General features: G+C 71.3%; 24 protein-coding genes and 1 tRNA gene. 9 read left to right on the top strand and 16 right to left on the bottom strand.

Annotated elements, in window-relative coordinates; all coding sequences use genetic code 11:
• Positions 1–79: 79 nt before the first annotated feature.
• A tRNA-Asn gene (locus tag ACQEU8_RS29370) sits at positions 80–152 on the bottom strand.
• A 190-nt stretch (positions 153–342) separates the two neighbouring features.
• Here ACQEU8_RS29370 and ACQEU8_RS29365 point away from each other — a divergent pair.
• Complete coding sequence (locus tag ACQEU8_RS29365) at positions 343–630, top strand: YtxH domain-containing protein (protein ID WP_433106370.1); 288 nt, start codon at positions 343–345, stop codon at positions 628–630.
• Between the two features lie 67 nt (positions 631–697).
• Here ACQEU8_RS29365 and ligD read toward each other — a convergent pair whose 3' ends face one another.
• Positions 698–1,597 (bottom strand): non-homologous end-joining DNA ligase, encoded by a 900-nt coding sequence (ligD, locus tag ACQEU8_RS29360; RefSeq protein WP_433106368.1) that lies wholly within the window; start codon positions 1,595–1,597, stop codon positions 698–700.
• 30 nt (positions 1,598–1,627) lie between these two features.
• Here ligD and ACQEU8_RS29355 point away from each other — a divergent pair, with 30 nt between their 5' ends.
• On the top strand, positions 1,628–2,659 hold the full coding sequence (locus ACQEU8_RS29355; RefSeq protein WP_433106366.1) for a Ku protein: 1,032 nt from the start codon (positions 1,628–1,630) through the stop codon (positions 2,657–2,659).
• 146 nt (positions 2,660–2,805) lie between these two features.
• Here the strand turns inward: ACQEU8_RS29355 and ACQEU8_RS29350 are convergent, their stop codons facing one another.
• The 9 genes from ACQEU8_RS29350 to ACQEU8_RS29310 all read right to left on the bottom strand — a co-directional run bounded on the left by ACQEU8_RS29350 (position 2,806) and on the right by ACQEU8_RS29310 (position 15,447).
• Entirely contained in the window at positions 2,806–3,579 is a 774-nt protein-coding gene (locus ACQEU8_RS29350) for an FkbM family methyltransferase (RefSeq protein WP_433106364.1), read from the bottom strand.
• Complete coding sequence (locus ACQEU8_RS29345; RefSeq protein WP_433106362.1) at positions 3,576–3,812, bottom strand: Trm112 family protein; 237 nt, start codon at positions 3,810–3,812, stop codon at positions 3,576–3,578. Before ACQEU8_RS29345 ends, ACQEU8_RS29350 begins: the two co-directional genes overlap by 4 nt.
• Positions 3,813–3,814: 2 nt before the next feature.
• Complete coding sequence (locus tag ACQEU8_RS29340; protein ID WP_433106360.1) at positions 3,815–4,912, bottom strand: DMT family transporter; 1,098 nt, start codon at positions 4,910–4,912, stop codon at positions 3,815–3,817.
• A complete protein-coding gene (locus tag ACQEU8_RS29335) occupies positions 4,912–5,715 on the bottom strand; it encodes a class I SAM-dependent methyltransferase (protein WP_433106358.1) in 804 nt (267 codons plus the stop codon). Before ACQEU8_RS29335 ends, ACQEU8_RS29340 begins: the two co-directional genes overlap by 1 nt.
• Positions 5,712–7,280, bottom strand: coding sequence for a condensation protein (locus ACQEU8_RS29330; protein ID WP_433106356.1), 1,569 nt, complete (start codon positions 7,278–7,280; stop codon positions 5,712–5,714). The genes ACQEU8_RS29335 and ACQEU8_RS29330 overlap by 4 nt, the downstream gene beginning before the upstream one ends.
• On the bottom strand, positions 7,277–11,767 hold the full coding sequence (locus ACQEU8_RS29325) for an alpha-(1->3)-arabinofuranosyltransferase domain-containing protein (protein ID WP_433106354.1): 4,491 nt from the start codon (positions 11,765–11,767) through the stop codon (positions 7,277–7,279). The genes ACQEU8_RS29330 and ACQEU8_RS29325 overlap by 4 nt, the downstream gene beginning before the upstream one ends.
• Positions 11,764–12,492: a class I SAM-dependent methyltransferase gene (locus ACQEU8_RS29320; RefSeq protein WP_433106352.1), complete on the bottom strand. Its 729-nt coding sequence runs from the start codon at positions 12,490–12,492 to the stop codon at positions 11,764–11,766. Before ACQEU8_RS29320 ends, ACQEU8_RS29325 begins: the two co-directional genes overlap by 4 nt.
• A gap of 7 nt (positions 12,493–12,499) precedes the next feature.
• The gene (locus ACQEU8_RS29315; RefSeq protein ID WP_433106350.1) at positions 12,500–13,783 is read right to left on the bottom strand and encodes a glycosyltransferase family 4 protein; all 1,284 of its coding nucleotides are present in this window, start codon (positions 13,781–13,783) and stop codon (positions 12,500–12,502) included.
• A 680-nt stretch (positions 13,784–14,463) separates the two neighbouring features.
• Positions 14,464–15,447 carry a DUF3068 domain-containing protein gene (locus tag ACQEU8_RS29310; RefSeq protein WP_433106348.1) on the bottom strand — a complete coding sequence of 328 codons (984 nt, stop codon included), beginning with the start codon at positions 15,445–15,447 and terminating at the stop codon, positions 14,464–14,466.
• Positions 15,448–15,757: 310 nt separating this feature from the next.
• Between ACQEU8_RS29310 and ACQEU8_RS29305 the strand changes: the two genes are divergently transcribed.
• On the top strand, positions 15,758–16,132 hold the full coding sequence (locus ACQEU8_RS29305) for a hypothetical protein (RefSeq protein ID WP_433106346.1): 375 nt from the start codon (positions 15,758–15,760) through the stop codon (positions 16,130–16,132).
• A 2-nt stretch (positions 16,133–16,134) separates the two neighbouring features.
• Positions 16,135–17,352 carry a helix-turn-helix domain-containing protein gene (locus tag ACQEU8_RS29300; RefSeq protein ID WP_433106344.1) on the top strand — a complete coding sequence of 406 codons (1,218 nt, stop codon included), beginning with the start codon at positions 16,135–16,137 and terminating at the stop codon, positions 17,350–17,352.
• 52 nt (positions 17,353–17,404) lie between these two features.
• On the opposite strand, the gene ACQEU8_RS29295 is transcribed toward ACQEU8_RS29300, so the two are convergent.
• Positions 17,405–17,797 carry a cupin gene (locus ACQEU8_RS29295; protein ID WP_433106342.1) on the bottom strand — a complete coding sequence of 131 codons (393 nt, stop codon included), beginning with the start codon at positions 17,795–17,797 and terminating at the stop codon, positions 17,405–17,407.
• A gap of 127 nt (positions 17,798–17,924) precedes the next feature.
• On the opposite strand from ACQEU8_RS29295, the gene ACQEU8_RS29290 reads away from it, so the two are divergent.
• On the top strand, positions 17,925–18,578 hold the full coding sequence (locus ACQEU8_RS29290; protein WP_433106340.1) for a TetR/AcrR family transcriptional regulator C-terminal domain-containing protein: 654 nt from the start codon (positions 17,925–17,927) through the stop codon (positions 18,576–18,578).
• On the opposite strand, the gene ACQEU8_RS29285 is transcribed toward ACQEU8_RS29290, so the two are convergent.
• On the bottom strand, positions 18,547–18,990 hold the full coding sequence (locus ACQEU8_RS29285) for a MarR family winged helix-turn-helix transcriptional regulator (protein ID WP_433106338.1): 444 nt from the start codon (positions 18,988–18,990) through the stop codon (positions 18,547–18,549). The genes ACQEU8_RS29290 and ACQEU8_RS29285 overlap by 32 nt on opposite strands.
• Before the next feature lie 90 nt (positions 18,991–19,080).
• Between ACQEU8_RS29285 and ACQEU8_RS29280 the strand changes: the two genes are divergently transcribed.
• A complete protein-coding gene (locus ACQEU8_RS29280; protein WP_433106336.1) occupies positions 19,081–20,130 on the top strand; it encodes an NADP-dependent oxidoreductase in 1,050 nt (349 codons plus the stop codon).
• A gap of 118 nt (positions 20,131–20,248) precedes the next feature.
• A complete protein-coding gene (locus ACQEU8_RS29275) occupies positions 20,249–20,677 on the top strand; it encodes an organic hydroperoxide resistance protein (protein ID WP_433106334.1) in 429 nt (142 codons plus the stop codon).
• Positions 20,678–20,764: 87 nt separating this feature from the next.
• On the opposite strand, the gene ACQEU8_RS29270 is transcribed toward ACQEU8_RS29275, so the two are convergent.
• Positions 20,765–21,733: an SGNH/GDSL hydrolase family protein gene (locus ACQEU8_RS29270; RefSeq protein ID WP_433106332.1), complete on the bottom strand. Its 969-nt coding sequence runs from the start codon at positions 21,731–21,733 to the stop codon at positions 20,765–20,767.
• 304 nt (positions 21,734–22,037) lie between these two features.
• Here ACQEU8_RS29270 and ACQEU8_RS29265 point away from each other — a divergent pair, with 304 nt between their 5' ends.
• Together ACQEU8_RS29265 and ACQEU8_RS29260 are read left to right on the top strand one after the other, a co-directional pair.
• Entirely contained in the window at positions 22,038–22,532 is a 495-nt protein-coding gene (locus ACQEU8_RS29265; protein ID WP_099880502.1) for a DUF3145 domain-containing protein, read from the top strand.
• Between the two features lie 155 nt (positions 22,533–22,687).
• On the top strand, positions 22,688–23,602 hold the full coding sequence (locus tag ACQEU8_RS29260; protein WP_433106329.1) for an NAD(P)-dependent oxidoreductase: 915 nt from the start codon (positions 22,688–22,690) through the stop codon (positions 23,600–23,602).
• Between the two features lie 167 nt (positions 23,603–23,769).
• Here ACQEU8_RS29260 and ACQEU8_RS29255 read toward each other — a convergent pair whose 3' ends face one another.
• Both ACQEU8_RS29255 and ACQEU8_RS29250 read right to left on the bottom strand, forming a co-directional pair.
• Entirely contained in the window at positions 23,770–25,080 is a 1,311-nt protein-coding gene (locus ACQEU8_RS29255; protein ID WP_433106327.1) for a beta-ketoacyl-[acyl-carrier-protein] synthase family protein, read from the bottom strand.
• Positions 25,081–25,114: 34 nt separating this feature from the next.
• Positions 25,115–25,363: an acyl carrier protein gene (locus ACQEU8_RS29250; protein WP_209263290.1), complete on the bottom strand. Its 249-nt coding sequence runs from the start codon at positions 25,361–25,363 to the stop codon at positions 25,115–25,117.
• Between the last annotated feature and the right edge of the window lie 64 nt (positions 25,364–25,427).

Genomic DNA, 25,427 nt, shown 5'->3' with positions numbered 1-25,427 from the left:
GGAGAACGCCCTTGCAACGGACCCCGGACGAGTGACGGCATGGAAAAAGGGCCCCGGGAAGGGGCCCTTTCGGCTACTGCTCCCGCGACTGGACTCGAACCAGTAACCTGCCGGTTAACAGCCGGCTGCTCTGCCGATTGAGCTACACGGGACCGTCTTGTCGGTCGCGCTCCGGATCTCCGAGGCGCTCCCTTGCGGTGAGGAATACATTAGCGCATGCCAGGGGGTGCTCCGAAATCGGTATTGCCGTCGCCCGTCCGCGGTACCCCTCAGGCGTCCCGACGGCGGTCGCAGCCGCCGGGGCACCGGCAGCAGGACCACCAGCCGAGAGAAGGGGCAACTATGCGCTACCGGCTCACGTTCGTGTCCGGACTGGCCGTCGGCTATGTACTCGGCGCCCGCGCGGGACGCGAGCGGTACGAGCAGATCAGGAAGGCTGTGCGAAGGATCGCGGAGAACCCGGCGGTACGCAACGCGGGGGAGGCGGCGGCGCTCAGCGGGCGGCAGGCCGCGGCCAAGGCGGCCGACGCGGTCCAGGACCGGCTCCCCTCCCCGGTGAGTGACCGAGTCCGTACGGCCCGTGACTATCGCGCACGGGCGGGCAGTGACTGGGGCGCCGAGGCGCACTGAGCACCACGAGGCGCACTGAGCACCACCGAGGGCCGGGGCCGGGCTCCGGGTGGCGGGCCGTCGGCTGCTATCCGGGGATACGGCCCCGGCCGCTGTTCTTCCCGCTGCCCTCCAGCAGCGGGGCCAGCAGATCGCCGTACTCCTCGATCCGCGGCGGGAGGTCGGAGTTGTCGAAGACCAGGTCCTCCGGTTTCCTGGCGGCGGCTAGTTCGTCCCAGGTCAGCGGGGTGGAGACGGTGGGGCGCTGCTTGGCGCGCAGCGTGTAGGGGGCTGCCGTCGTCTTGGCCTGGTTGTTCTGCGACCAGTCGACGAAGACCTTCCCGGGGCGCAGATCCTTGGCCATCTTGCTGACCGCGTGGTCGGGCAGTTCCGCCTCCGCCTCCTGGGCCAGCTTCTTCGCGTACGCCGAGACCTGGTCGGAGGGGGTGCGCTCGATCGGCGCGATCAGGTGCAGGCCCTTGGAGCCCGAGGTTTTGGGCAGCAGGGTGATGCCGTCGCCGCCCGCCCGCTCGCGGAGCCAGTCGGCGAGCCGGCGGCAGTCCAGGATGTCGGCGCCCTCGCCGGGGTCGAGGTCGAAGACCAGCCGGTCCGCCTCCGCCTGGTGGTCCGACTGCCACTGCGGGGTGTGCAGTTCCAGCGCCGCCAGGTTCGCCGCCCACACCAGCGTCGCCTCGTCCTGGATGAGCACCTGGTGCAGCGGCTCCCTGCTGACGACGGTGATCTTGCGCCTCGTCACCCAGTCGGGGGTGCCGGGCGGCACATGCTTGGTGAAGAACTTCTCGCCCTCCACGCCGTCCGGGTAGCGCAGGAAGGAGAGGGGGCGTCCGTCGAGGTGGGGCAGGAGAACATCGGCGATCGAGGCGTAGTAGTGGATCGCCTCGCCCTTGGTGAAACCCGTCGCCGGATAGAGCACCTTGTCGAGGTTGCTGAGGGCCAGACGGTGGCCCCCGATCTCCGTGTGCGGCATACCCTGAGAGTCCCATAGAAGGGACAAAGTATGCGTTCAATCTGGAAAGGGACCATTTCCTTCGGGCTGGTCTCGATCCCGATCAAGGTGGTGGCCGCCACCGAGAACCACAGCGTCTCCTTCCACCAGGTGCACACGGCCGACGGGGGCCGCATCCGCTACCGCAAGGTGTGCGAGCTGGACGAGGAGGAGGTGCCGCGCGAGGAGATCGGCCGCGGCTTCGAGACCGAAGAGGGCCGCACCGTGCTGCTGACCGACGACGACATGGCAGCCCTGCCCCTCCCCACCGCCAAGACCGTGGAGATCCTCGGCTTCATCCCCGCCGAGGAGATCGACCCCATCCAGCTCGACCGCTCGTACTACCTGGCCGCCGACGGCAAGCGCGCCGACAAGCCCTACGTACTGCTGCGCGAGGCGCTGCGAAGATCCGGCAAGGTCGCCGTCGCCAAGCTGGCACTGCGGGCCCGGGAGAGCCTGGGGATGCTGCGTGTGTACGAGGACGCGCTGGCGCTGCACACCATGCTGTGGCCCGACGAGATCCGCTCGGTCGGCGGGGTGGCACCCGAGGGACAGGTCGCGGTGCGGGACGCCGAACTCGATCTGGCCGACACCCTCATGGAGACGCTCGGCGAGCTGGACTGGAGCGATCTGCGGGACGAGTACCGGGAAGCGCTGGAAGAGCTCGTCAGGGCGAAGGCGGAGGGCGTCGAGCCGCCGCCCGAGGAGCTGCGCCGCAGGACCGAGGCGGGCGGCGGCAAGCTGGTGGACCTGATGTCGGTGCTGGAACGCAGCGTGCAGGAGGCCCGCAGCGGGCGCCAGGAGGGCGAGGCGACCGTCCACGAGCTGGCGGAACGCCAGCGTCCCGCCAAGAAGACGGCCGCCAAGGAGGCGGCGGGGAAGAAGGAACCGGCCAAGAAGGCTGCGGCCAAGACGGCCACCAAGAAGACTGCCGCCAAGAAGACCGCCACAAAGAAGTCGGCCACCAAGAAGTCGGCCACCGGGAAGACCGCCGAAAAGAAGCCAGCCGCGAAGAAGTCCACGCGGCCCCGCAAGACTGCGTGAGCGCCCTCCGTTGTTCCGGTGAGGTGGTGCCCCTGGCTGTCGTTCGCGGGCTGCGGCCCGGCAGTGGCTGGTGGGGGCACCTCCCGGCCGCAGTCCCCCAGCCTCCGGCCGGGAGGTGCCCCCAGGGGAGCAGTTCGCCGCGCCCCTTACGGGGCGCGTCTTCCTCCCGGTCTGCGGCCGGACGGGAGGAAGAGCACCGAGTTCACATACCGCCGGTGCGGTGCCAGTGAACGGCGCAGCAGTCCGTGTTCCGCGACGTGCGCGGTGCGCCGCTGATGTGCGGCCAGATCGAAGTCGGCCAGCGGCACCCAGGTGCGCGCGGGCAGCACCCAGCCGGTGTAGCCGAGCGAGGACAGCAGGGAGAGCACCGGCGCGAGCGGCTGAATGCGCAGCTCCAACTCGATGAAGAGAGCGGGCCGCTCCCGAACGACGGTCTCCTCCGCGCCGTGCAGCACGGCGAGTTCACTGCCGTCCACATCGATCTTGAGCAGGGTGACGTCGGTCAGGCCCAGCTCGTCCAGCGGCAGACAGGGCACATCCAGCGTCGCCTGGTGCACCTCGCGCCGTACCAGTGAGGAGACGCCGCGGTCGCCGCGTCCGTCGGGCGGCAGCCATAGCGTCGCCGTACCGGAGCGGTCGCTGGCCGCAGCCTGGAGGACCTCCGTATGCGGCGGCGCAGCAGCGCGCAGTCGGCGCGCCAGATGGGGGACGGGTTCCAGAGTGACCACGCGGTCGGCCCGCCGTGCCAGCCGGCGCGTCCACGGCCCGTACCAGCCGCCGATGTCGACAGCTGTGCCGCCGTACGGGCAGAAGTCGGCCAGCCGCGCCAGTTCCGGCTCGAAGCGCGGGTACAGCAGGTCGGTCACGGCCGTCAGCAGACGTCCTGGCAGGTGCGGGCCGATACGGGAGGCGAGGGTCATGAGGAGGGGGCCTCCGGCTCGGAGAGGCGTTTCAGCAGTCGCTGGTGCTCCTCGTCACCGACCTGCTCGCCGGAGGAGGGGAGCAGTTGCGGAATGCCGTCCACGATGGGGTAGCGGCGGCGCAGGCGGGGGTTGTAGAGCGCTTCCTCCGGCTGGAGCAGGGTGAGCGGTCCCTTGTCCAGCGGACAGGCGAGGATCTTCAGCAGAGGGTCGTCGGCGGAGAAGTGGGACATGGTCACTGCCTTTCGGGTGCGTCTTCGGGGCGCGCGGGCGGCAGCGTCGCCGACAGCGGGCGCCCGGCGGGCGGGAGGGCCTTCGGGACGGGCTTCGGTCCGGCGTCCGGTGCGGTGTCCGGCTCCGCGTCCGGGTCAGGGGCCTGTGCGGCGTCCTGTGCGGCATCAGTTGCGGTGCCCATTGCTGTGCCTGTTGCGGTGCCCGTTGCCGTGGTCTGTTCGGTGTCCGGTTCGTGGCGGGGCAGCATGACCAGGACGCAGACGGCGAGCGCGGCGCCGCCCAGCCGCAGGGCGAGCCGCAGCGGCTCCTCCGGCAGCGGCTCGGCGAAGGCGACGGTGCCGCTGACTGTCGCGTAGAGGAAGTTCACTGTTGTGCACACCGGTACGACCAGTGAGGCGCGGCACCGTTGCAGCGCCGTCTGCGACAGCACCAGCCCGGTCGTCCCGGTGAACAGCAGGAGGTACGGATACGGCGAGGTGAGCAGCGCGACCAGGGTGCCGCCCGGGTCGCCGAGGTCGAGCAGCCCGGCGACGCCCTTGATGGCCAGCGAGCTCACCCCGTACAGAAAACCCACCGCCACCCCGTAGGGCACACCTGCCGTCGGCAGCCGGTGGCGCCGCCTGGAGCGCCGCTCGGCGGACAGGAACAGCCCCAGTCCCAGTGCGAGGGACGGCAGGCAGATGACGAGCAGTAAGGGGACGGGCGCCAGTTTGCTGATCGTCTCGGAACTGTCGTGCAGTGAGAAGACAATCATCAGCAGCGCCGCCAGGATGGCCAGCATGCCCTGCCGCTCCCGCCCGCTGGACCGCTCGCCCAGGAAGAGTGTGGACAGCAGCAGAAGCATCACCAGTCCGGTGACGAACAGCCCCTGCGCGGCGACGAGGGGAAGCGTGCGGTAGACGGCCAGCTGTGCGGCGAAACCCAGCAGCAGCGAGGCGGCACCCGCGATCCACAGCGGGCTGCGCAGCAGATGCACGACGAGCCGCCAAGGGTGCCCAGCGGAGAGCGGGGGCAGTGTGGAGAGCGCCCGCTTCTCGATGACGAAACCCGCGCTGAAGAGCAGGTTGGCCAGCAGCGCCGCCGCGACGCCCCAGAGCATCAGCTGCCCTCCTCCCCGGGCGGCTCACGGTACGGTGCCCCGCCCCGCCGTGGCACCGCGCGCGCGTGCACCAGCAGGATGGAGGCCAGGGACGGCACATGGCAGGCGGCGCGGTCCAGCGGCCGCAGCGGGCGGGGCACATCGTGGTAGGGCGCCCCGGTGATCCGTACGACACGGAAACCGGCAGCGGGCAGCATGGAGCGCAGCGCACGCGCTGTGAACAGCCGCAGATGTCCCACCACTTGCGAGCCCGGACGGCCGTGGATGCCGCGCAGCGACACCTCGGAGAAGACCGGCTGCGTGCCCGCCAGCAGCAGCGCACGGTTGTACCAGGCCGCGAGGTTCGGTGTGGACAGCAGCAGATGCCCGCCCGGCCGCAGCACCCGGTGCAGCTCGTCCAGTGCGGCGTCGGGGTCGACAAGGTGCTCGATCACCTCGGAGAAGAGCACCGCGTCGGCCGACCCGGTGGCGAACGGCAGTCCTGGTGCGGACAGTTCGCCCCGTACGGCCGTCAGATGCGCCGAGGCGCGGCGCAGCGCGTCCTGCGACCAGTCGACGCCCACCAGACGGTGCCCTGGCAGCGACCGCGCGGCGGTGGCCGCCGCACTGCCGTCGCCGCAGCCGATGTCCAGCACGGTGGACGGGGTCGGCCCCAGGGCCCGGGCCAGGATCTCCGCCTGCCGGCGCGCACGATCGGGCCCGGAGGCGACCGGTGTCGCGGGGTCCTCGTAGAGCTGCTGGAGGCTGCTGGGCGGATGCGGTCCATCCGCTCGCTCTTCGGTATGTGCGGTGCTGCTGGTCACGAGGGCTCCTGGCGCGACTCGGCCGGCTCGTCGGGGACGTAGGAGGTGGCGGCCAGCGCCTCGGCGAACAGTGCGCCGAGGCGTTCGCCCGCACTGTCGTCCAGCCGGGCGTGCGACCAGCGCAGCGCCAACTGGAGCCGCCCGTTTGTCGAGACGGTCGTCACCGACAGGCCGCGCGGCACTCTGGCCGGCGCCGAGAACCACACCGCACGGGCGCGTCCAGCGTCACCGAAATCCAGCGGGTAGGGGACCCGTCCGATGTTGGACAGCAGCGTGGTGGACGCCCACGGACCCGCAGCCCTGCGCAGCGTACGGATGCCCGCCGCGCGGAGCCCTACGGGCAGCAGCGGGGTGGTCAGCAGATCACCGCTGAAACCGAGTTGGGGCCGGTCGACGGACTTGAGGGCGCGGGTACGGGCGGCGGTCGAGCGCAGCAGCTGCTCGATTTCCTCCCGGCCGCGGTCGGATGTGCCCGGTGTACTTGGTGTGCCTGGTGTGCCGGGGGCCGTCAGCGTCCCGTACAACTCCCGTTCCCGCGCTCCGAAGGTCACCTCCACCAGCCGGGTCCCGTTCCCGATGGGCATATCGGCGGTGCGGGGCCGGTCGTCGACCGGCATGGTGATACGGACAGGCCGTACGGGCTCCTCGTGTGCGCTGTTCCACCGCGCCACCATCAGCCAGGTGGCAACCAGCAGTTGGTCGTTGACGGTGTAGGGGGCCGACTCGCCCGGAGCGCGGGGCGGCCGCTGCGGCACCGGCAGGTCGGCGATCAGCATGCCGTTTCCGGGCTCCCCAGGATGGCGGGTGTCCGCCGCGATGCGGGCCGGACGCGTCCAGAGCCGCCCGCCCGGCGCGGAATCCTCGTCCCCGCCACGCTCCCGGGTGGGGGCCCGAACGGGCGGCGGTGCGGGAGAGTTGTCGGCGCCGCCGTACAGTTCGGCCGCCGTGGCGACCACCCGCAGACACGCCGGGCCGTCCAGCGCCGTGTGGTTGATCGTCACCAGGAGCACACAGCCGTCCCCGTGCTCGATCACCTCCGCACGGAACGGAGGCGAGGCGTCCAGCGGTGGGCACTCCGCCAGGGCACGACGGCGCGCCTCCTCCAGGGTGCCGCCGGGGAAGGAGACCGGATCCCGGTCCGGCTCCGGGGTCAGCACCCACTCGTACCGCGGCCGCCACCAGCGGGTGGGCGCCTGCCGCAGCAGAATCCGCGGATGCCGGCGCATCGCCTCGGCGAACGCGGCCCGCAGCCGGTCCGGGTCGGGCAGTGCGGGCAGATGGATTTCCACATGCACCGTCTCCGGCTCGTCGTCGTCCAGACAGTGCCGCGTTATCTCGTCGACGGTGGGGAACGGAATGCGGCGCTCCCCTGCCGCGGAATCCGAAGCCCCCGCGCCGTCGCCGCTGTCCTTGCCGACATGCCCACTGCCCGGGCTCACCTGCGGCGCCGCCCCGCCCGAGACGACAGCGGACTCCGGTGCGGCGCTGCCCTGCGGTGCCGTGCCGTGCCGGATGGCGCCCTCGTGCGCGGGTGTGGCGCTTGCGCCCTGGTGGGGTGGTGTCATGGGGCGGGTTCCTCCCCCTTGTGCGGCTTGTGCTGCTCGTCGGATGGGCTCTCGGCGGGCCGGGTGTGCGGTGCCGCCTCCGTGCCGCCGGGCGAGACCGAGCCCGGTCCGGCTGCCCCGCCGGGGGCGTCCGGGAGGGTCGGGGTGTGCCCGCCGTACTGACCGGGCGGTATGGGCGGCAAGGGTGTCGTCGCGGCCTCCGCTTCGTACGGCGAGTGCTGCGGCTGCGGCGGCTGTTGCGGCTGCAGCTGCATGGTCGGCGCGACCGGTGGCGGCGGCCCCGCGCCCGGCCCCCAGGGCTCCGCCTCCGCTGCTGTGGCCGGCTCCGGCTCCCGTGCGGGCAGCGTCACCAGTGCGGTGGCCAGCGCCAGCAGGGCCAGCGCCTGTGCCACATGCCCGAAGGCGCCCTGCCCCTCCGCGATGGCGGATCCGGCGCCGAGGGCCGCGACCACTCCGGCGCCCGCCATGGCCACCAGCGCCACCGGCACCAGCACGCCGGGCCGGAGCCGGGCGGCCACCGCCAGCGCGGGAACCACCAACGCGTACGGGCCCGCGGCCAGCGCGACCACCAGGGTGACCACCACTGTCCCCAGCACCCAGCCGGGCGGCGGCACCGGATCACGCTCTTCCCCGGCGCCCAGCGGCGTACCGCGCCGCATGCCGATGAAGGCCAGGCACAGCAGTGCGACGATGCCCAGCCCACCCGCGACCAGCCCCGCCTGGTACCAGGTGGCGGGCCGGTACTCCAGCTTGACCGTGCCCGTCTCGCCCGCCGGTACGAGGAAGCCCTGCTGCCAGCCGTCGAGCCGCAGCGGACGCAGCTCCTTGCCGTTGAGGGTGGCCTTCCAGCCGTCGTTGGCGTTCTGGTGCGTCTGGAGATAGGCGGCGGGCCCGTCGCCCACCTCGACGGTGCGCTCGTCACCCGCCCAGTCCCGGGCGACACTCCTGCGGTCCCCGGCGGCCTGCGAGGCATCCTCCGAGGCCGCGGTGTCTCCCGTGGTCTTCGCGACCGCGCCCTCGTCGCCGCTGCCCAGCGTGATGTCCGTGATCGCCAGGGGACCGGCGTCACCGGAATCCACGGTGTGGCTGCCCGCGCCCAGCTCCAGGCTGCCGTCCTCCGCCTCGCCGGCGCACAGCTCCACATCGATCGGGCGCCGTTCGGTCAGATCGCGGACCTTCCCGGCCGCCTTGGTGGCGTGCAGGGTGCCGTCGACGGCGATCATCGGGCCCTTGCCGCAGGGCAGTTCGAACTTCTGGTCGGCAGCGGGCGCGAGCACCCGGAACTCGTCCAGTGCGGGCAGATAGACCTCGTTGAGTCCGACAGGCAGTTGGAGCTGCCGGTCGGCGATGGGGTTGTGGACGGTGAGCTGTTTGGTCTTGGTGACCGTGAGCGTCATTTCGTCCGTCTCGATCGGTTCGAAGCGCGCCTGGCCGTTCTTGTCGACCCCGGCTGTCGTCGCACCGTCCGGCGAGCTGATCCGTACCTCCTTGGCCGCCGCGGAGATGCCGCCGGCCGGGGCGAGAACGACCTCCTTGATCTCCCGTTTCTCGGGCCACTTGAGCCGGATCGTCGGCTTGTCACCGGCGATCCACGCGGTGGAGAGATTTCCGTCCACCAGATTGCGCGCGCTCAACGCGGTGCCGGTCCTGGCCGTCGAGTCGACCGTCGCCGTGATCCGGTCGCGCGACCCGGGTGCCGCCTCGTCCAGCAGCCGGTCGAGTTCACCACCCGGTACGGGCAGCGCTCGTGCCCGTATGTCGTAGTCCGAGTTCGCAGCAGTGGTGAATTTACGGTGCAGACCGACCTCGGCGGAGACAGGGGACAGACCGCCCGGATCGTCACCGCGGTGCAGCGAAACCAGCTCACTGTCCGCACTGTCCCTGCCGGCGTCCGCCGGGAGCTTCAGCAGTCGTGTCACATTCACATCGGGGATGCTGATTTCGGCGAACCCCGCACCGGACAGCCCCGCGCGCGGCGGCTGCGCGTCGGTGATGGTCAGCTTCAGCCACCGGGCGGAGCCCTGCGGTGCCTTGATCTTCTGACGTTCCCCGGTGGGCCGCAGGAAGCTGGAGGCGCTGCCGTGTTCGGTCTCCACCCGCACCCGGGTGGGTGCCGCGCGGGTCGCGTCGCCGGGCAGCGGCATCACCTCGATCTCGCGGGGGATGTCCACGCCGCGCCGGAACTCGGCCTTGATCCACTGGCCTTCGGGTTCACCTGCGGAACCTTCTGCCCATGCGGTGGCCGGGTTGCCGTCGAAGGCACCCACCGGCTCGTACTGCGGCAGGTGGAAGAGCCAGTTGCCGCTGCTGGAGGCGGTCACCGACTTCGCACCGCGCAGCACGGACGTCGTCTGGTGCCCGCTGCCCTCGGTCGGCAGGATCTGCTTCGGTTTCGCGCCGGGCTGCTGGACGCTGTCCGGATGGTTCCGCTCACCGGCTGTGTAGGTGTACGAGGTGTTGGTGTTGACCAGCCCGAACCTGGTGTCGGCGCGCCGCAGCCCGTCGCCCTTCACCTGGAGGGCGGGGGTGCCGAGACCGGGATGGTTGTCCCCGGCCAGCACCGTCGGCCTGCCCTTGACCCGCTTGTCGCCGGCCAGCGGCAGCAGCGCCTCCGGGCCACCGCTGACCTCGGCCGTCTGCGAGACCGGCTTGAGCGCCACCCTGTCCGGGCGCGCCGTACCGGTCGGCTGGTAGATCTCCACCGCCTGCTGGCGCGGGTAGAAACCGGCGACCTGTACCGGCGTCCCCTCGGGGATACGGCCCCCGGTCAGCTTCGGGCCGAAAGCCTTCACCTTCCGGTAGCCGGATGCCTCCAGGGTGCGTTTGACGATCTGCGGCGGCACATAGCCCAGTTGGTCGGGGTCGAGATCGTTGCGTACGACCACGTCGTAGAGGCCCGCGCGGGTCAGGAAGTCCGCCAGCCCGGGGACTTCCCCGCCGCTCATCAGCGCCTGTTCCACCGCGTCGGTCGCCCTGCGGTTGCCCGGGGTGCCGAACGGCACGTAGTCGCGCTGCGCCCATGGGGACTTGGCGAGCACGTCCAGCGGCTGGTCGATGGGGGAGCCCCAGCTGTAGATGCCGTGCGCTGTGGCGGGAGTGACATAGGCGCGGGTGTGCGGCGACTTCTTCTCGAGCCAGTCGGCCGTCTGCTGCCAGTGCTTGGGCAGCTTGTCGAACGCGCCCGGCTGAAGGATGTCCCCGTTGACGTACGGCAGGCACAGCCCCGGCAGTACGGCCAGCGACGCCACCCACAGCAGCACTCTGCGGCCCGGCAGTGCTCTGGTGCCGCGGGTGCTGAGCGCGACGGCCAGCAGATGGGCGAGACCGAAGGTGAGCGCGAGGGCGAGCCCCGGCTGGAACTTGTAGATGTTGCGGAACGGGCGCAGCCAGCCGTCCAGCCACGCCTGGATCTGCTCGGCGAACGGCGCGCCCAGCGCTCCCGCGTATCCGGCGAGCATGATGCCGGTGACGGTCACTGTCGTCAGCAGCAGCCAGCGCCGCTCCGGCAGGTCGCGGCGGGCCAGCCCGGCCAGGCCCAGCGCGGCGGCGAGCGCGCCGCCGAGGATGGCGAGCCAGCCGGCCGCCACGGTCCACCCGGCGGGCAGCCATGGGTCGCCGAAGTGCAGATAGGCCGTCCAGTTGCCGCTGCCGCGCAGCATCTCGGTGGCCGACATGGTGCCCGTGGTGGTCTCCGCGTTCTCCACATACGGCATGAAGTCCTCGCCGTACGTGCCGAGCAGCAGCAGCGGAACCCACCACCAGATGGTGGCCAGCACGACCCCCGGCAGCCACCAGGCCAGCAGGGTCCGCCGGGTGCGTCCGGTGCGGGTGGCGACGTACAGCAGCGCCGGCAGCAGCGCCGCAAGCGTCGAGGCCGCGTTGACACCGGCCATGAAGGGGATCGCCAGAGCGGAGCGGGCCGCCGCGACGCGGGGTGCCACCAGGGTGGAGGTCAACGGCAGCAGCACCCACGGCAGTACGGCGCCCGGCAGCGCGGCGGCCGAGGTGGAGCCGATCACAATGGTGTAGGTGGGCCACAGGGCGTAGATCACCGCGGCGGGCAGCCTGGTGACGCTCGTACCCACGCCGAGGCGCTCGGCGAGCCGCAGCGCGCCCCAGAAGGCGGCCGAGACGATCAGCGACATCCACAGCCGCTCGGCCAGCCAGGTCGGTATCTGGAGCAGATCGGTCAGCCCGTAGTACGGCAGCGCCGGGAAGAGATAGCCGGCGTACTGGTCGGCGATCCCGCCGAAGCCGCCCCGGTCGTGCCACAACTGCCCCAGGTCGCCCAGGAACTGCCAGGGGTCGGCCGCCACGCCCAGCTTCGTCTCGAACGTCATCTTCCCCGGCGACTTGGCGAGGAAGGCGACCAGGACGACCGCCCAGAAGCCGAACAGCCAGCGTCGGCTCCTGGGCCGCTCCGGTGGGGGAACGGGCCGCGGCGAGGGAGCCGGGGTCTGGGGTGGCGCCTGGACGGTCGTGGTCATGAGGGACACCGCCGGAGAATGAGGAGGAGGTTCCAGGTGGCGAACTCGCGCAGCCCGGGCACGCGAGTGATGGCGCCCGCGAGAAACGGCCAGTAGCGGGAGCGGGCAGCGACGAGCTGCACGTCGTCCCGGGCACGCACGTGACGCAGGGTGGGTCCGATGTGCACGGCGAACAGGTTCTCGCCGAGGGTGTGCTTGGCGGGGCGGCCGGTACGGCGCCGGTAGCGGGCGCGGGCGCGTTCCGCACCCAGGTAGTGCCAGGGCGCCGTCTCGTGACCGCCCCAGGGGGAGAGCCAGTTGGTGAACGACACGTAGATCAGCCCGCCCGGCCTGGTCACCCGGACCATCTCGGACAGGAACGTCTGCGGGTCGGCCACATGCTCGAGCACGTTGGAGGAGAAGCACACGTCCGCCACCCCGTCGGCCAGCGGCAGCAGATAGCCGTCGGCCAGCACAGCGCCTTGCGGCTTGCGCCCGCCCGCGTGCAGCTCTTCGGGGTCCGGCTCGAACAGGTAGCAGCGCGCTCCCCGGCGGCGGAACTCCTCTGTGAAGTGCCCATTGCCGCCGCCGACGTCCACGACCGTGCGGCCCTCCAGCGCGACGTAGCGCTCCACCTGTTGCACCGCGTCCCGCGCGAGCAGGCCGTAGCAGTACTCGGGGTCGGACTGCTCGCGCAGGAAGGCACGGAAGAGCGTGACGGATCGTCTGATGGAGGGATCCCGCACGATCCTATCACCGCCCTACGGGAACAGGCCGCGGGGCGGCATGGGCGGAGTCCTGACCCGGGTCCGTACGGCCGTCCGTACGGCCGGGCGCGGGCGTTCCCGTAGTGCCGGTGGCGCGGGCGTACGCCTCTGCCGCGACGGTCCGGAAACTGCGTACCGTCTGCGCCCAGCGGAACCGGGCCGCCCTGCGCTCCGCAGCACGGCCCAGTGCCAGCCGCCGTTCGGCCGACAGCGCGAGCGCGCACCAGTGCGCGGCGAACGAGCTCTCTCCGCGCGCCAGCAGCCCGGTCACCCCGTCCTCCACCGAGTCACGCAGTCCGGGGATGTCGAAACCGATGGCAGGTGTGCCGCGGGCCGCTGCCTCCATGACGACCAGCCCCCACCCCTCCACCAGAGAGGGGTGCAGCAGCATCCAGGAACGGCACAGCAGTCGGTGCTTTTCGCCCTCGCTGATATGCCCGGTGAAGGTGACGCCGGGGCCCGCCATGGCCTCCAGTGCGGAGCGTTCCGGCCCGTCGCCGACGATGACCAGCCGGCCCCCGGTGACCGGCCTGACCCGCTCCCACAGGCGCAGCAGCAGATCGACCCGCTTGTACTCGACCAGCCGGCCCATCGCGAGGAACAGCGGCTCCGGCGCCTTGGGGTGCGGCGGGCCCGGCTCCTCGACGCCGTTGTGGACGATGCGGATCTCCTCCTCGGGCACCCCGATCTCGGTCAGCGCCCGAGCGGTCGATCCGGAGACCGCCACCTTCAGGTTGTTCCGGTGGTTGCGGGCCAGCGCCCAGTGCTCCAACTGCCGGCCGAGCCGCGCGGCGGGAGCCGGATAACGCATCCCCCACAGGTCGGTGTGCACATGGTTGACGAAGCAGAGCGTCGGCCCCCGGTGCCACAGGGGTGCGAGGTACGGCATGCCGTTGCAGACCTCCACCAGCAGATCGCAGTCGCCGACCTGCCGGGCGAAGGCGCTGCGGGCGCGCAGGAAGTGTGTGGCGTCACCGCCTGCCGACACCACGCGGTAGTCGCGGTAGGCGGCCGGGCCGCCGCACAGCAGGGTGACCTGGTGGCCGTGCTGGGTGAGCCCCTCGGCTATCCGGTCGATCAGCAGCTCGGAGCCGCCGGCGGCCGGATTGCCGAGATCACGACGTGCCAGGAAGACGATGCGGCGGGGAGACCCTGGATCGGCCGGACGCTGCCTGCGCGGGACGGAGCCCTGCCCGGCGATGGGGGCAGGCACGAGGGCGGCGTGCTGGTCGTGTGGGGGGACCAGGGAGGGTCGTACGTGCTGGGGCATTGGTGCTCCAACTCGTCTCAGGGTGCGGTAGGGACCGATGCGGTGGGGGCCGTCTCGGTGGGGGGTGGTGCGGTGGGGGCCGGTGAGGGCCTGTGCGGTGCGTTGCTTTGCGGTGCAGTGGGTTGCGTCGCAGTGCGGTGCAGTGTGTTGCGTCGCGGTGCGTTGGTCCGGGGTGCAGTGGGTTGCATCACGGAGCGGTGTGTTGCCGTGGGTGGTGTTGCAGGGTGCTGCGATGGCGCGAGTTGCGTTGCCTTGCGTTGCGGTGGGGCCTTGCGGTGGAGCCGTGGCGGTGGGGCCGATGCGTTGCAGTGCGTTGCTTTGCGTTGCGGTGGGACCGAAGCGTGCGTTGCGTTGCAGTGCGTTCAGTGGGGCCGTTGCATCGCGTTGCCGTGGGGCGGATGCGGTGCGTTGCCGTGGGGCTGGTGCGTTGCGGAGGCGGTGCAAAGGCTTTGCGGGGGCCGTGCGCGGGGGTTGTGCGGGGCGTTTCCTGTTGGATGGCTCAGTGTTCGCCGCAGCGTTCGCGGGTGGCTACTCACCGGAGTGATAATTTTGCTCCGGAATGCGCCTGACGCTTCATCACTTTCGCGCTCTGTCGAGTGTTCAACCATCAGCGGTCGGCAGGAGCCGAGTTCGCCGCGCAGCACAGGTGCGCACATGCCCCTGTCACCCCCTCGTCACCGTCAACCCTCGGCCGGACGGTCCGGGGCATGCCGCGCCCGGCCGGGAGCGGGACGTCCCCTGGTGACCAGTACGGCACCCGCCGCGGCGCACACCCCGCCGGCCGTCACGGCGCCGAAGGGAGCGACACTGCCGACCATCCGCAGCCGGGAGTTGTCGTCCTTGGCCAGGTCCACGGCCTCCTGCTGGGTCTTCTTGGTGAACGCCAGCTTGTTGCTCTGCAACAGCGTCACCTTGTCGGCCTTGCCCCCGGGTGCGCGCAGCACGAGCTTCGGCCCCGTCGCCGCGTAGAGGATGCGGCCGGTGCGCTGGTCGACGATGAAGTCCAGGCCCGAATTCGAGTACCACTCCTCGGCGTTGACCTGGCCACTGTCGGGACGGTCCACCAGTACGCCGGGGACCTGCCGGGTGCCGGCCCGGGTCGGCTTCACCGTGCCGGAGAAGCGCAGCCCCTGGTGCCCGCGTACCTTCGCCTCGCCCTTGTAGTGCAACGGGACGGTCGCCCCCAGGCTGCTGTCCCACCAGGCGTAGTCGCGCTTCTCCACGTCGAACGGCCACTTCAGATACGCCTCGCCGGCGATGTCCTTCGGCTTGGCGCGGCAGCAGTTGACCGGCCGGTTGTTCTTGCGGTCGGTCACCAGGCGCTCGGTCGTCCACTGGAACGATTTGCGCGGGTCGTCCAGCTTGCGGGTCTTGGGGTTGTCGATGGCCTGCGAGACGTTCCAGACGGCTCGCCCGGTCTTCTCGCTGGCCGCGACATCGCCCAGCACGCGGCGGGTGACGGTGAGCTTCTGGCCGCTCTTGGTCTTGAGTTCCTGCTGGTCGAAGTACTTGCCCGTGCCGGTGAAGACCGACGTGATGTTCACGTCGGTCGGAGTGCGCTTGGCCCGTGGTTCGACGTACCAGGCGAGCATCGGCGAGAGCACGAGCAGGAAGATGCCGAGGCCCAGCAGGATCAGGGCGAGAGGCGATGCGGTACGGCGCATGACGGGGCACTCCGAGGGTGGTCTGGGCCCGCGCGCAGGTGTGGTCCTGCGGCAGGTGCGGCGCTACGACGGGGAAGTGCACGTTCGATGATGGGCCGCCCGACCACGTGAAGGGAACGGTCAGGTCGTCTGGACGGTCCGTATGGGCCGGAAACCGTAGGCCGTCTCTTGACACGGAGTCAATGCCCGTCGACACTCGGCAACTCACAAGGGGTTGGCTCCTGGGGCGGGGCCGTCGCACCGAACCGCCGCGTCACGACACGGCGGGAACGGCCACCACGGCACCGACGAAGAGAGGTTCGCCTCCGCCATGCACAGACTCCTCGCCGCCGCGCTCACCTGCGTGGTCGCCGCCGGTCTCGCCGTCGGCACGGGCTTCGGCATCGTCGCCGCGCTCAACGCCACCCCGGAACAGCCCAACGTGCCGCTGGTGCACTTCCATTCGTCGCCGGACGAGCTGCCCGACCACGGCGGGTCCGCCCCGCCGTCGGCCTCCCCCAGCCGCTCGGCGAGCCCCTCCAAGAGCGCCGCCGAGAGCCCCGACGCCCAGCAGCCGGAGGACTCGGACGGAGCCGACGGCGGCGACGCTTCCCCCTCGGCACCGCCCGGATCGGCGGACGACTCTCCCGACAGCTCCCGGGACGCGGCCGAGCCCTCAGCCTCCGCCGCCGCACCGGGGGAGTGACGGTGACGTCCGCGCCTGTCCGCTCGGCCTGGCAGGACGTACCGCCGCTGCGGGTGCGGCAGTTCGCCGAACGCGCCATGGTCGAGGTGCCCGTGCTGGCCCAGGACATCCTCTCCGCCATCCGGCTCGAATACCCCGCCTTGCCGCTGGTGCTGGACGACTCGGGTGAGCCGATGGCGCTCATCGGCATCCGGCGCGCCCTGGAGCACTTCGTGGAGAACCTGGCCACCGGCCTGGAGGCCCCGCATGTGCCGCCGCAGGTCTTCCAGGAGTTCGGCCGGGGCGAGGTCCTCCACGGCCGCAGCCTCGACTCCCTCCAGGCCATCTACCGGCTCGGCATCCGGCTGGCCTGGCGCCGGTTCGCCGAGATCGGCACCCAGATGGAGATCCCGCCGCCGGCGATGTACGAGCTGGCGGAGTCCGGTTTCCAGTACCTCGACGGTCTGGTCGCCGAGTCCGTGCGCGGCTACGCGGAGGCGGCGGCACGGCAGGCCGGCGAGCGACTGCGACTCCAGCGCCGACTGCTGGACCTGCTGCTGTCCGAGCACCCGCCGCGCGGCGGAGGCGACCGCGCCGACCTGCTCGCCGACCGTGCCGCCCGCATCGGCTGGCGGATGCCGCAGACGGTCGCCGTCGCCGTCCTGGTGCGCCCCGCCCGCTCGGCCGTCCCTCCCGCCGTGGGCGACGAGGTGCTGCTCGACATGGAGTGCGAGCAGCCCCGCATGGTGGTGCCCGAGCCGGAGGCGCCCGGCAGACCGGAGCTGCTGCGCCGCGCCACCGCCGGCTGGTCCGGGGCTGTGGGGCCCCCGGTGCCGCTGGCCGACGCCGTCAAATCACTGCGCTGGGCCCAGTCCGCCGTCGTACTGATGGAGCGCGGGCTGCTGCCCGGCGGGGAGTTGCTCTACTGCACCGAGCACACCGAAGCCCTTGTGCTGCTGCCGCCCGAGGAACTGATCGCCGGACTGACCAGGCGCAGGCTGGCACCGCTGGAGACCTGCGGCCCCGCCCACAGCCGCCGACTGGCCGAGACGCTGCTGGCCTGGCTGGAGACCCGCGGCGGTGCCCCGGAGGTGGCGGGGCGCCTTGGTGTGCATCCGCAGACGGTGCGCTACCGGCTGCGCCAGATCCGCGAGCTGTGGGGCGACGAGATCGACGACCCCGACAGCCGCTTCGAGCTCGAACTGGTGCTGCGCTCGATGCGGTTGCGCGGCGAGATGTGACCCCCGTGGCGGAGGACCGGCCGGGGCCGCCCGGGCTGCGGCTCCCTCCCGGTCACCACCCGGCGCGGCGCTCCATCCGCGTCCCGGCGATCCGCGAGAACGCCATGATGTCGCTCGGCTCCTCGATCGTCGTGCGATGCCAGCGGCCCCTGGGTATCACGCAGGCCGTGCCCGGGGTGAGCCTGGCCACCAGCTCCCCGTCCGGGTCCCGGGGCTCGTCCTCCCTGCGGAAGTAGACCCGCACCGCGCCGGTCAGCACACACAGCACCTCCTCGCCGTCCGTGTGCTGCTCCCACGACTCGGGGTGTGCGTCCGCGTCCTCCTCGACATGCAGGGTCATCACAGTCCATCCGTCGAGGTCGGGCGACATCCGGCGCTCCTCGGCGCGGACGTCGCCGGCCGGACCGAGCCGGAACATGGACGAGTACAGGTCTACCGCAGGCATAGCCGCCCCCTCATCACCAAGTACGGTGTACGCGAACCGGGTTTCAGTGGAACACGTACGCCGTACGTAGTCAAGCCCTGATCTCCCGGGTACGCGACGGGACCACCCTCGGAAAGGCGGACATCCGGTGCCGGCACCCAAGAAGTTCAGCAGGGATCAACTCGCCTCGGAGGCGCTGGCGTTGGCCGACGAGCAGGGCCTGGACGCCCTCTCGATGCGCTCCCTGGCCTCCCGGCTGGGCACCGGGCCGATGACGCTCTACAACTACGTGGACGGGCGCGACGGGCTGGAGTCGCTGGTCATCGAGGCGGTTGTCCGGCACGCTTCCTACCCGCCGGAGCCCGCGCCGGACTGGCGCGAGGAGGTGCGCACCCTTGCCGAGTCCTACTGGGCCACCATCCGCAGGCACCCCCAGGTGGTGCCGCTGATGGTGGCGCGCCGCACGACGGACGAGCCGACCCTCGACTTCGGTGAGCGGATGCTGGAGGCGCTGGCCAGAAGCGGGAGATCCGGGCGGGACCTGCTGGTGGCCTTTCGGCTGGTGACCGGGTTCATCGTCGGCTTCGCACAGGGCGAGGCGGGAGGTGACACCTTCAGCCTGGCGGGCGGCTCGGCGGACGAGGTGATCGAACGCGGCCGGACGCTGCCGGCGGAGCGCTATCCGCGAGTGGTGGAGATCGCTACGGCCTCGGCCCAGGGCGACCGCGCGGAGGAGTTCCGGGCGGGTCTCGATCTGCTGGTGGCCGGGCTCAGTGCGGAGGCTCGCCCAGCATCCGCTTGAGCAGGTCGCGCAGCAGCTTCCGCTCGGCGAGCGTGAGCTCCTGGAGCGGTTCGCCCGCGAAATCCAGCTCGCCGCGCAGCCGGACCGCGGTGGCGCGCCCCTCCTCTGTGACGGCCGCGACCTTGACCCGGCGGTCGCCGGGGTCGGGCCTGCGCTCGACCAGGCCGCGCGACTCGAGGCGGTCGACTATGCCCGTCACGTTCGACGGCTCGCACTTGAGGTGCCGGGCGAGCTGCCGCATCGGCCTGGGCTCGCGCGCCAGCAGGGTGAGGACCCGTGCCTGCGCGCCGGTCAGCGCGTGCTCGGCAGCGGCCAGCTCGTACTCCTCGTGATAGCGCGCGACCACCGTGCCGATCAGCTCGCCCACCTCGACGGTGAGCGCGTCAGGAACGTGACTGTCTGCTGCTGCCATGCGACCAGCCTAGCGCAATGCTTGACAACATGAAATATCCAGGCGCATTGTTGTTTCAGCACCTGAAGCAATTTCCCTGGAGGCGACACCGTGACCTCATCCGTATCCCCCGACTCTGCCGCGGACCGGATTCCGGCCACCGGGCGGGCCTGGCATCTGACCGCACGCCCGCAGGGCTGGCCCACCCCGGACGACTTCGCGCTGCGGGAGGTGCCGGTACAGGCCCCGGCCGAGGGCCAGATCCTGGTGCGGAACATCCACCTGTCCGTGGACCCGTACATGCGCGGCAGGATGAGCGCGGCGAAGTCCTACGTGGAGCCGTACAAGCTGAACGAGCCCATGACCGGCGGCGCCATCGGCGTCGTCCTCGCCTCGGAGGACCCCGGCTTCGCCCCCGGTGACCATTTGCTGCACGACCTGGGCTGGCGGGAGTACGCCACGCTCCGGGCCAAGTACGCCACCAAGGTCGACGCGGAGGCGGCCCCGCTCTCCACCTACCTCGGTGTGCTGGGAATGCCGGGCCTGACCGCCTACGCGGGTCTGCTGCGGGTGGCCGACTTCAAGCCGGGCGACGCCGTCTTCGTCTCCGGGGCGGCCGGCGCGGTCGGCAGCGAGGTGGGCCAGCTCGCCCGGCTGAAGGGCGCCTCCCGGGTGATCGGCTCGGCGGGCTCCGACGAGAAGGTCAAGGTCCTGATCGACGAGTACGGCTTCGACGCGGCCTTCAACTACAAGAGCGGCCCCGTCGCCGAACAGCTCAAGGAGGCGGCGCCGGCCGGCATCGACGTCTACTTCGACAACGTCGGCGGTGAGCACCTGGAGGCCGCCATCGCCGCCATGAACCTGCACGGCCGGATCGCCGTATGCGGGATGATCTCGCAGTACAACGCCACCGAGCCGACCCCCGCCCCGCGCAATCTCGCCCAGATCATCGCGAAACGCTTCCGTATGGAAGGCCTCCTGGTGATGGACCACTACGACCTCCAGCCGCAGTTCGTCGAGGAGGTCGCCCCCTGGGTGCGCTCCGGCGAGCTGAAGTACCGGGAGACCGTGGTCGAGGGCATCGAGAACAACCTGGAGGCCTTCCTGGGCCTGCTGCGCGGGGAGAACGTCGGCAAGATGATCGTCACTCTCGGGGCCTGAGCTCAAGGCCGACCGGGCTGGCTGCCCCGCCGCTGGACCGAACGCCTACGCTTGTCACCGCACCGGCGGGAGCGTGGGCGCGAGTTTCCCCGGTCGTGCCATCAACAGGAGGAAATCCATGGCAATACAGCCGATCGACGTCAAGTACACCGCCGTCGCCACCGCGGAGAACGGCCGTGACGGCCGCGTGGCCAGCGACGACGGCCAGCTCGACGTCGTCGTCAACCCGCCCAAGGCGATGGGCGGCAGCGGCGCGGGCACCAACCCCGAGCAGCTCTTCGCCGCCGGATACAGCGCCTGCTTCCAGGGGGCGCTCGGTGTAGTGGCCCGCAAGGAGCGCGCCGACATTTCCGGCTCGACCGTCACCGCCGAGGTCGGCATAGGCAACACCCCGGAGGGTGGTTTCGGTCTCACCGTCGCCCTGCGGGCCACGATCCCGAACGTGGACGAGGCCACGGCGAAGGACCTGCTGGAGAAGGCCCACCAGGTCTGCCCGTACTCCAACGCCACGCGCGGCAACATCGAGGTCACGCTCGAGGTCGTCTGACGCTCGTTCCGGGTCGCGGACGCCGCAGCGTGGGCGGCGCCCGCGGCCCGGGCCTCGACTCGCCCCGCGAGTTCCCGTCCCGCCGGTCTACCCGGCGGGGCGCCGCGCGGTGATCTGTCCGTAGGCCAGCTCCGCGAGGCTGCGCTGGCCCTCCTTGCTGGGGTGGAACCAGTCCCAGTTGCTCAGCTCGGCGCCTGTGAACCGGTAGTTGAAGACCGCCCCGTTGTCGTAGCGGCAGCGCAGATCCTTGGCGCACTCCTGCTTGAGCACGGCGTTGTAGGCCATCACCCGGTCGTGGACCTGCTGTCGCCGCTCCCGGTCGGCCGCGTTCATCGACTGCGGGTCCTTGAGCATCGACTGGCAGATCCCCAGGCCCCACACGCGTTGCCCTATCGGGTTCTTTCTGCCCTGCTGCCAGAGCCGTTTGAGGTTGGGCACGCTGGAGACATACACCTGCGTTCTGGGGGCCTCGGCGCGCAGTGCCCGCAGCCCCTCGCGGAAGCTGGTGCGGAACTCCGCGACGGGCGTCATCTGTCCGGCTGTCGGGCGGCAGGCGTCGTTGGCGCCGCTCATGACGGTCACCATGTCCGGCTTCCGGGCCGCGGCCTTGCGCAGCTGTCCGGGCAGGTCGGCCATGACCGCGCCGCTGGCCGCGTAGTTCCAGCTCTCCTTCTTCGGGTCGCTCAGCAGTCGCCGCGCGAGGCTGTCGACACCGTGCTCCGTGCCGGTGGCCCATGACACTTTTGTGCAGTCGGCCAGCAAAGAACAGGCGTCGAACCCACGGGTGATGGAGTCGCCGACAGCGGCCAGGGAGTCCGGGCTGCGGTCCCAGATCCGCCGCGGGCTGGGCTTGGGGTGGGGGCGCGAGGAGTCCTCGGCGCGCTGCGCGCCGCGCTCGTCGCCTCCACCCGACAAGCCGCCACACGCCACGGCGAGCACCAGACCCGCTACGGTCATCAGGACGAAAGCGCAGATGGCGGCGGTGCGGGACCGTTTCGGCGCGCCGGGGCGCGAACGTGCTGGACGTGCGTTCCCCGGCTCGTGGCTCTCCGTCATCCGCCCCCCTGTTTCACCCGTGCCCAACCGACGGTACGTCACCCACCGTGCCCCGCCTCGCGGTAGCTTGTGCCGTGGTCGGTGAGCGGGTGGGTCGACCGGCACAGCGACTGGTAAATATTACCTCGCGTCACCTCCTGTCCCTTTCAGGGAGAATTGGGCGCAATGGTGTTTACTATTCGTAACCTCGGGAGCTGCTAGGGAAGTGACCGGTGGTGCAAAATGTCAGGCGCTTTTCCGGCGCGTGATCGGTAGGTGATCGAGGCCGCCCGGTGGCGACCCTCGGAGCGCACTGGAGGTCCCGGTGACGACACGTGGAGTTCTGTACGTCCACTCGGCGCCCCGCGCCCTGTGCCCGCACGTCGAGTGGGCCGTCGCGGGCGTGCTGGGCGCGCGCGTCAACCTCGACTGGATCAGACAGCCCGCCTCGCCCGGCACCTGGCGTGCCGAGTTCTCCTGGCAGGGCGATCCCGGCACCGCCTCCAAGCTCGCCTCCGCGCTGCGCGGCTGGCACCTGCTCCGCTTCGAGGTGACGGCCGAGCCGTGTGCGACGGCGGAGGGCGAGCGGTACAGCTCCACTCCGGACCTCGGCATCTTCCACGCGGTCACCGGCATGCACGGCGACATCCTCATCCCCGAGGACCGGCTGCGGGCCGCCGTGGCCCGCGCCGGACGGGGTGAGAGCGAGCTGGAGGCCGAGATCTCCAAGCTGCTGGGCAAGCCCTGGGACGACGAACTGGAGCCGTTCCGCTACGCGGGAGAGGGCGCCCCCGTCCGCTGGCTGCACCAGGTGGTCTGAGACCGGCCGGACCGGCTGCCGCCCGCACCAGCACGCCGCCCGTCGGCCCGCAGGCCGCCCGCATGCCCGCCACCCCGCACGCCGCCCGCCTGAAGCCGTCCGCGCCGTAGCGTGCCGCTTGCCATGGAGGGCGCTCGAAGCCCTACCGTTCCGGCATGCCTGACGAAACCTCAGTCGCAGTGCTCGGCACCGGCACCATGGGCGCCGCCATGGCCCGCAACCTGTCAGCGGCCGGGCTCCGGGTCCGCGCCTGGAACCGCACCCGCGCCCGGGCCGAACCGCTGGCCGGCCACGGCGTCACCGTCACGGACGAGGCCGCCGGGGCCGTACGCGGCGCCGACACCGTGGTGACCTCCCTGCACGACGGCCCCGCCGTACTGGCGGCCATGCGCGCCGCTGCGCCCGGCTTGGCGGAGGGCACCGTATGGGTCCAGGCCAGCACCGTCGGACCGGACGCACTCGCGCCGCTGGTCGAATTCGCCGAGGCGCACGGGCTGCGGTTCCTGGACGCGCCCGTACTGGGCACCAAGGCGCCTGCCGAGGCGGGGCAGCTGACCGTTCTGGTGTCCGGCGGATCCGGCAGCTCCCTCGTACGCGAGCGGGTCACCCCCGTGTTCGACGCCATCGGCGCCAAGACCCTGTGGCTCGGCGAGGAGCCCGGCGCCGCGAGCCGTCTCAAGCTGGTGGTCAACAACTGGGTTCTCACCCTCATCAACGGAACGGCGGAAACCCTCGCCCTCGCCGAGGGACTCGGTGTCGACCCCGATGATTTCCTCGGCGCCGTCGCCGGGGGCGCGCTGGACGCGCCGTATCTCCAGGCGAAGGCCAAGCTGATCCTGGAGGGCGCCTACGAGGCCAGCTTCCCGCTCTCCGGCGCCCGTAAGGACGCCGAGCTCATCACCGGCGCGGCACGGAAGGCAGGGGTGCGGCTCGATGCCACCCCGGCGGTGGCCGAGCGGCTGCGGCGCGCCGAGGCGCAGGGGCACGGCGCGGACGACGCGGCAGCCTCGTTCTTCGCCAGCTTCGAGGCCTCCGACTACGGCAGGGGCGATGCCCGCGGCTCCGCGTAGCAGTCGCGGAAGTGCGCAGCTGCGCCTGTGCGCAGCAGGGCATGAGTAAGGGGCGGCCTCCATGGGAGACCGCCCCTTACCGAAGCCGCGACCTGTACGCGGTCCGCGCCGGAATTCACACCGCCGGGATCACCCCGCCAGGGTCACCCCGTCGGACACCGCCGGAGTCACACCGTACGGAACGCCAGCACCACGTTGTGGCCGCCGAAACCGAAGGAGTTGTTCAGCGCGGCGATCCGGCCCTGGGCCGGCAGTTCGCGTGCGGTGTCGCGCACGATGTCGCCGTCGGCCTCCGGGTCGAGGTTCGCGATGTTGATGGTCGGCGGTGCGGTGCGGTGGTGCAGCGCCAGCAGCGTGGCCACCGTCTCGACACCGCCGGCGCCGCCCAGCAGATGGCCGGTCATCGACTTGGTCGCCGAGATGCCCATGTGGTCGACGTCGTCGCCGAACACCTTGCGCAGCGCCTTTAGCTCCGCCAGGTCGCCCTGCGGGGTCGAGGTGGCGTGCGCGTTGATGTGCATGATCTCGGCGGGGTCCAGCTCGGACCGGGAGACGAGGTTCTGGAGCGCGTGTGCGATGCCGTTGCCCGAGGGCTCCGGCTGCACGATGTCGTGGCTGTCGGCGGAGATGCCCTGGCCGACCGCCTCGGCGTAGATCCGCGCCCCGCGCCGCCGGGCGTGCTCGGCCGACTCCAGCACGATCACGCCGGCGCCCTCGCCGAGCACGAAACCGTTGCGGTCCACGTCGAAGGGGCGGGAGGCGCCCTGCGGGTCGTCGTTGTTCTTGGACATCGCCATCATGTTGGCGAACGCGGCGACCGGCAGCGGGTGGATGGCCGCCTCGGTGCCGCCGGCGACGACGATGTCGGCGCGGCCGGTGCGGATCATCTCGATCGCGTACCCCACCGCTTCGGAGCCGGAGGCGCAGGCGCTGACCGGGGTGTGCACCCCGGCCCTTGCGTTGACCTCCAGACCCACGTTGGCCGAGGGGCCGTTCGGCATCAGCATCGGCACCGTGTGCGGCGAGACGCGGCGAACGCCCTTCTCCCGCAGCACGTCGTACTGGTCCAGCAGCGTGGTGACACCACCGATACCGGACGCCACGACGGCGCCCAGCCGGTCCGGGTTGACGGAGGCGTCCTCGCCGGCCCGGGCGGTGAAGCCCGCGTCGGCCCATGCCTCACGGGCCGCGATCAGCGCGAACTGCGCCGAGCGGTCCAGCCGCCTGGCCTGGGGGCGGGGGATGCTCTCGCCCGGCTCGACCGCGGCCCTCGCCGCGATACGTACCGGCATGTCGGCAGCCCACTCCTCCTCGAGGAGTCCCACACCCGAGCGCCCGGCGACGAGCCCTTCCCAGGTCGATGCGCTGTCGCCACCCAGCGGTGTGGTTGCGCCGATACCGGTGACGACCACGGAGTGATTGGTCGCGTTCACTGGAATTCTCTCCACGGTAGGGGGTGACTCGTTTGAGCCACCCATACGCCGGGTGGCGACAAACGCGTCAACGGATGTCTCAGCTCTGGTGCTTGAGGATGTAGTCGGTGGCGTCGCCGACGGTCTTGAGGTTCTTGACGTCGTCGTCCGGGATCTTCACGCCGAACCGCTCCTCGGCGGCGACGACCACCTCGACCATGGACAGCGAGTCCACGTCCAGGTCGTCGGTGAAGGACTTCTCCAGCTGGACGTCCTCGGTCGGGATACCGGCGATCTCGTTCACGATCTCGGCGAGGCCCGAGACGATCTCTTCCTGAGTGGCGGCCATTGCGGCGCTCCTTCGGTTATGCGGTGAGTCCGCAGCGCCCGACCCTGTCGTACGGGGCTGCTCG

The sequence above is a fragment of the Streptomyces sp. CA-250714 genome (assembly GCF_050936705.1).
GTDB lineage: Bacteria > Actinomycetota > Actinomycetes > Streptomycetales > Streptomycetaceae > Streptomyces.
The sequence above is the reverse complement of the archived record's forward strand: the minus strand, read 5'-3'. Positions and strand labels throughout refer to the sequence as shown.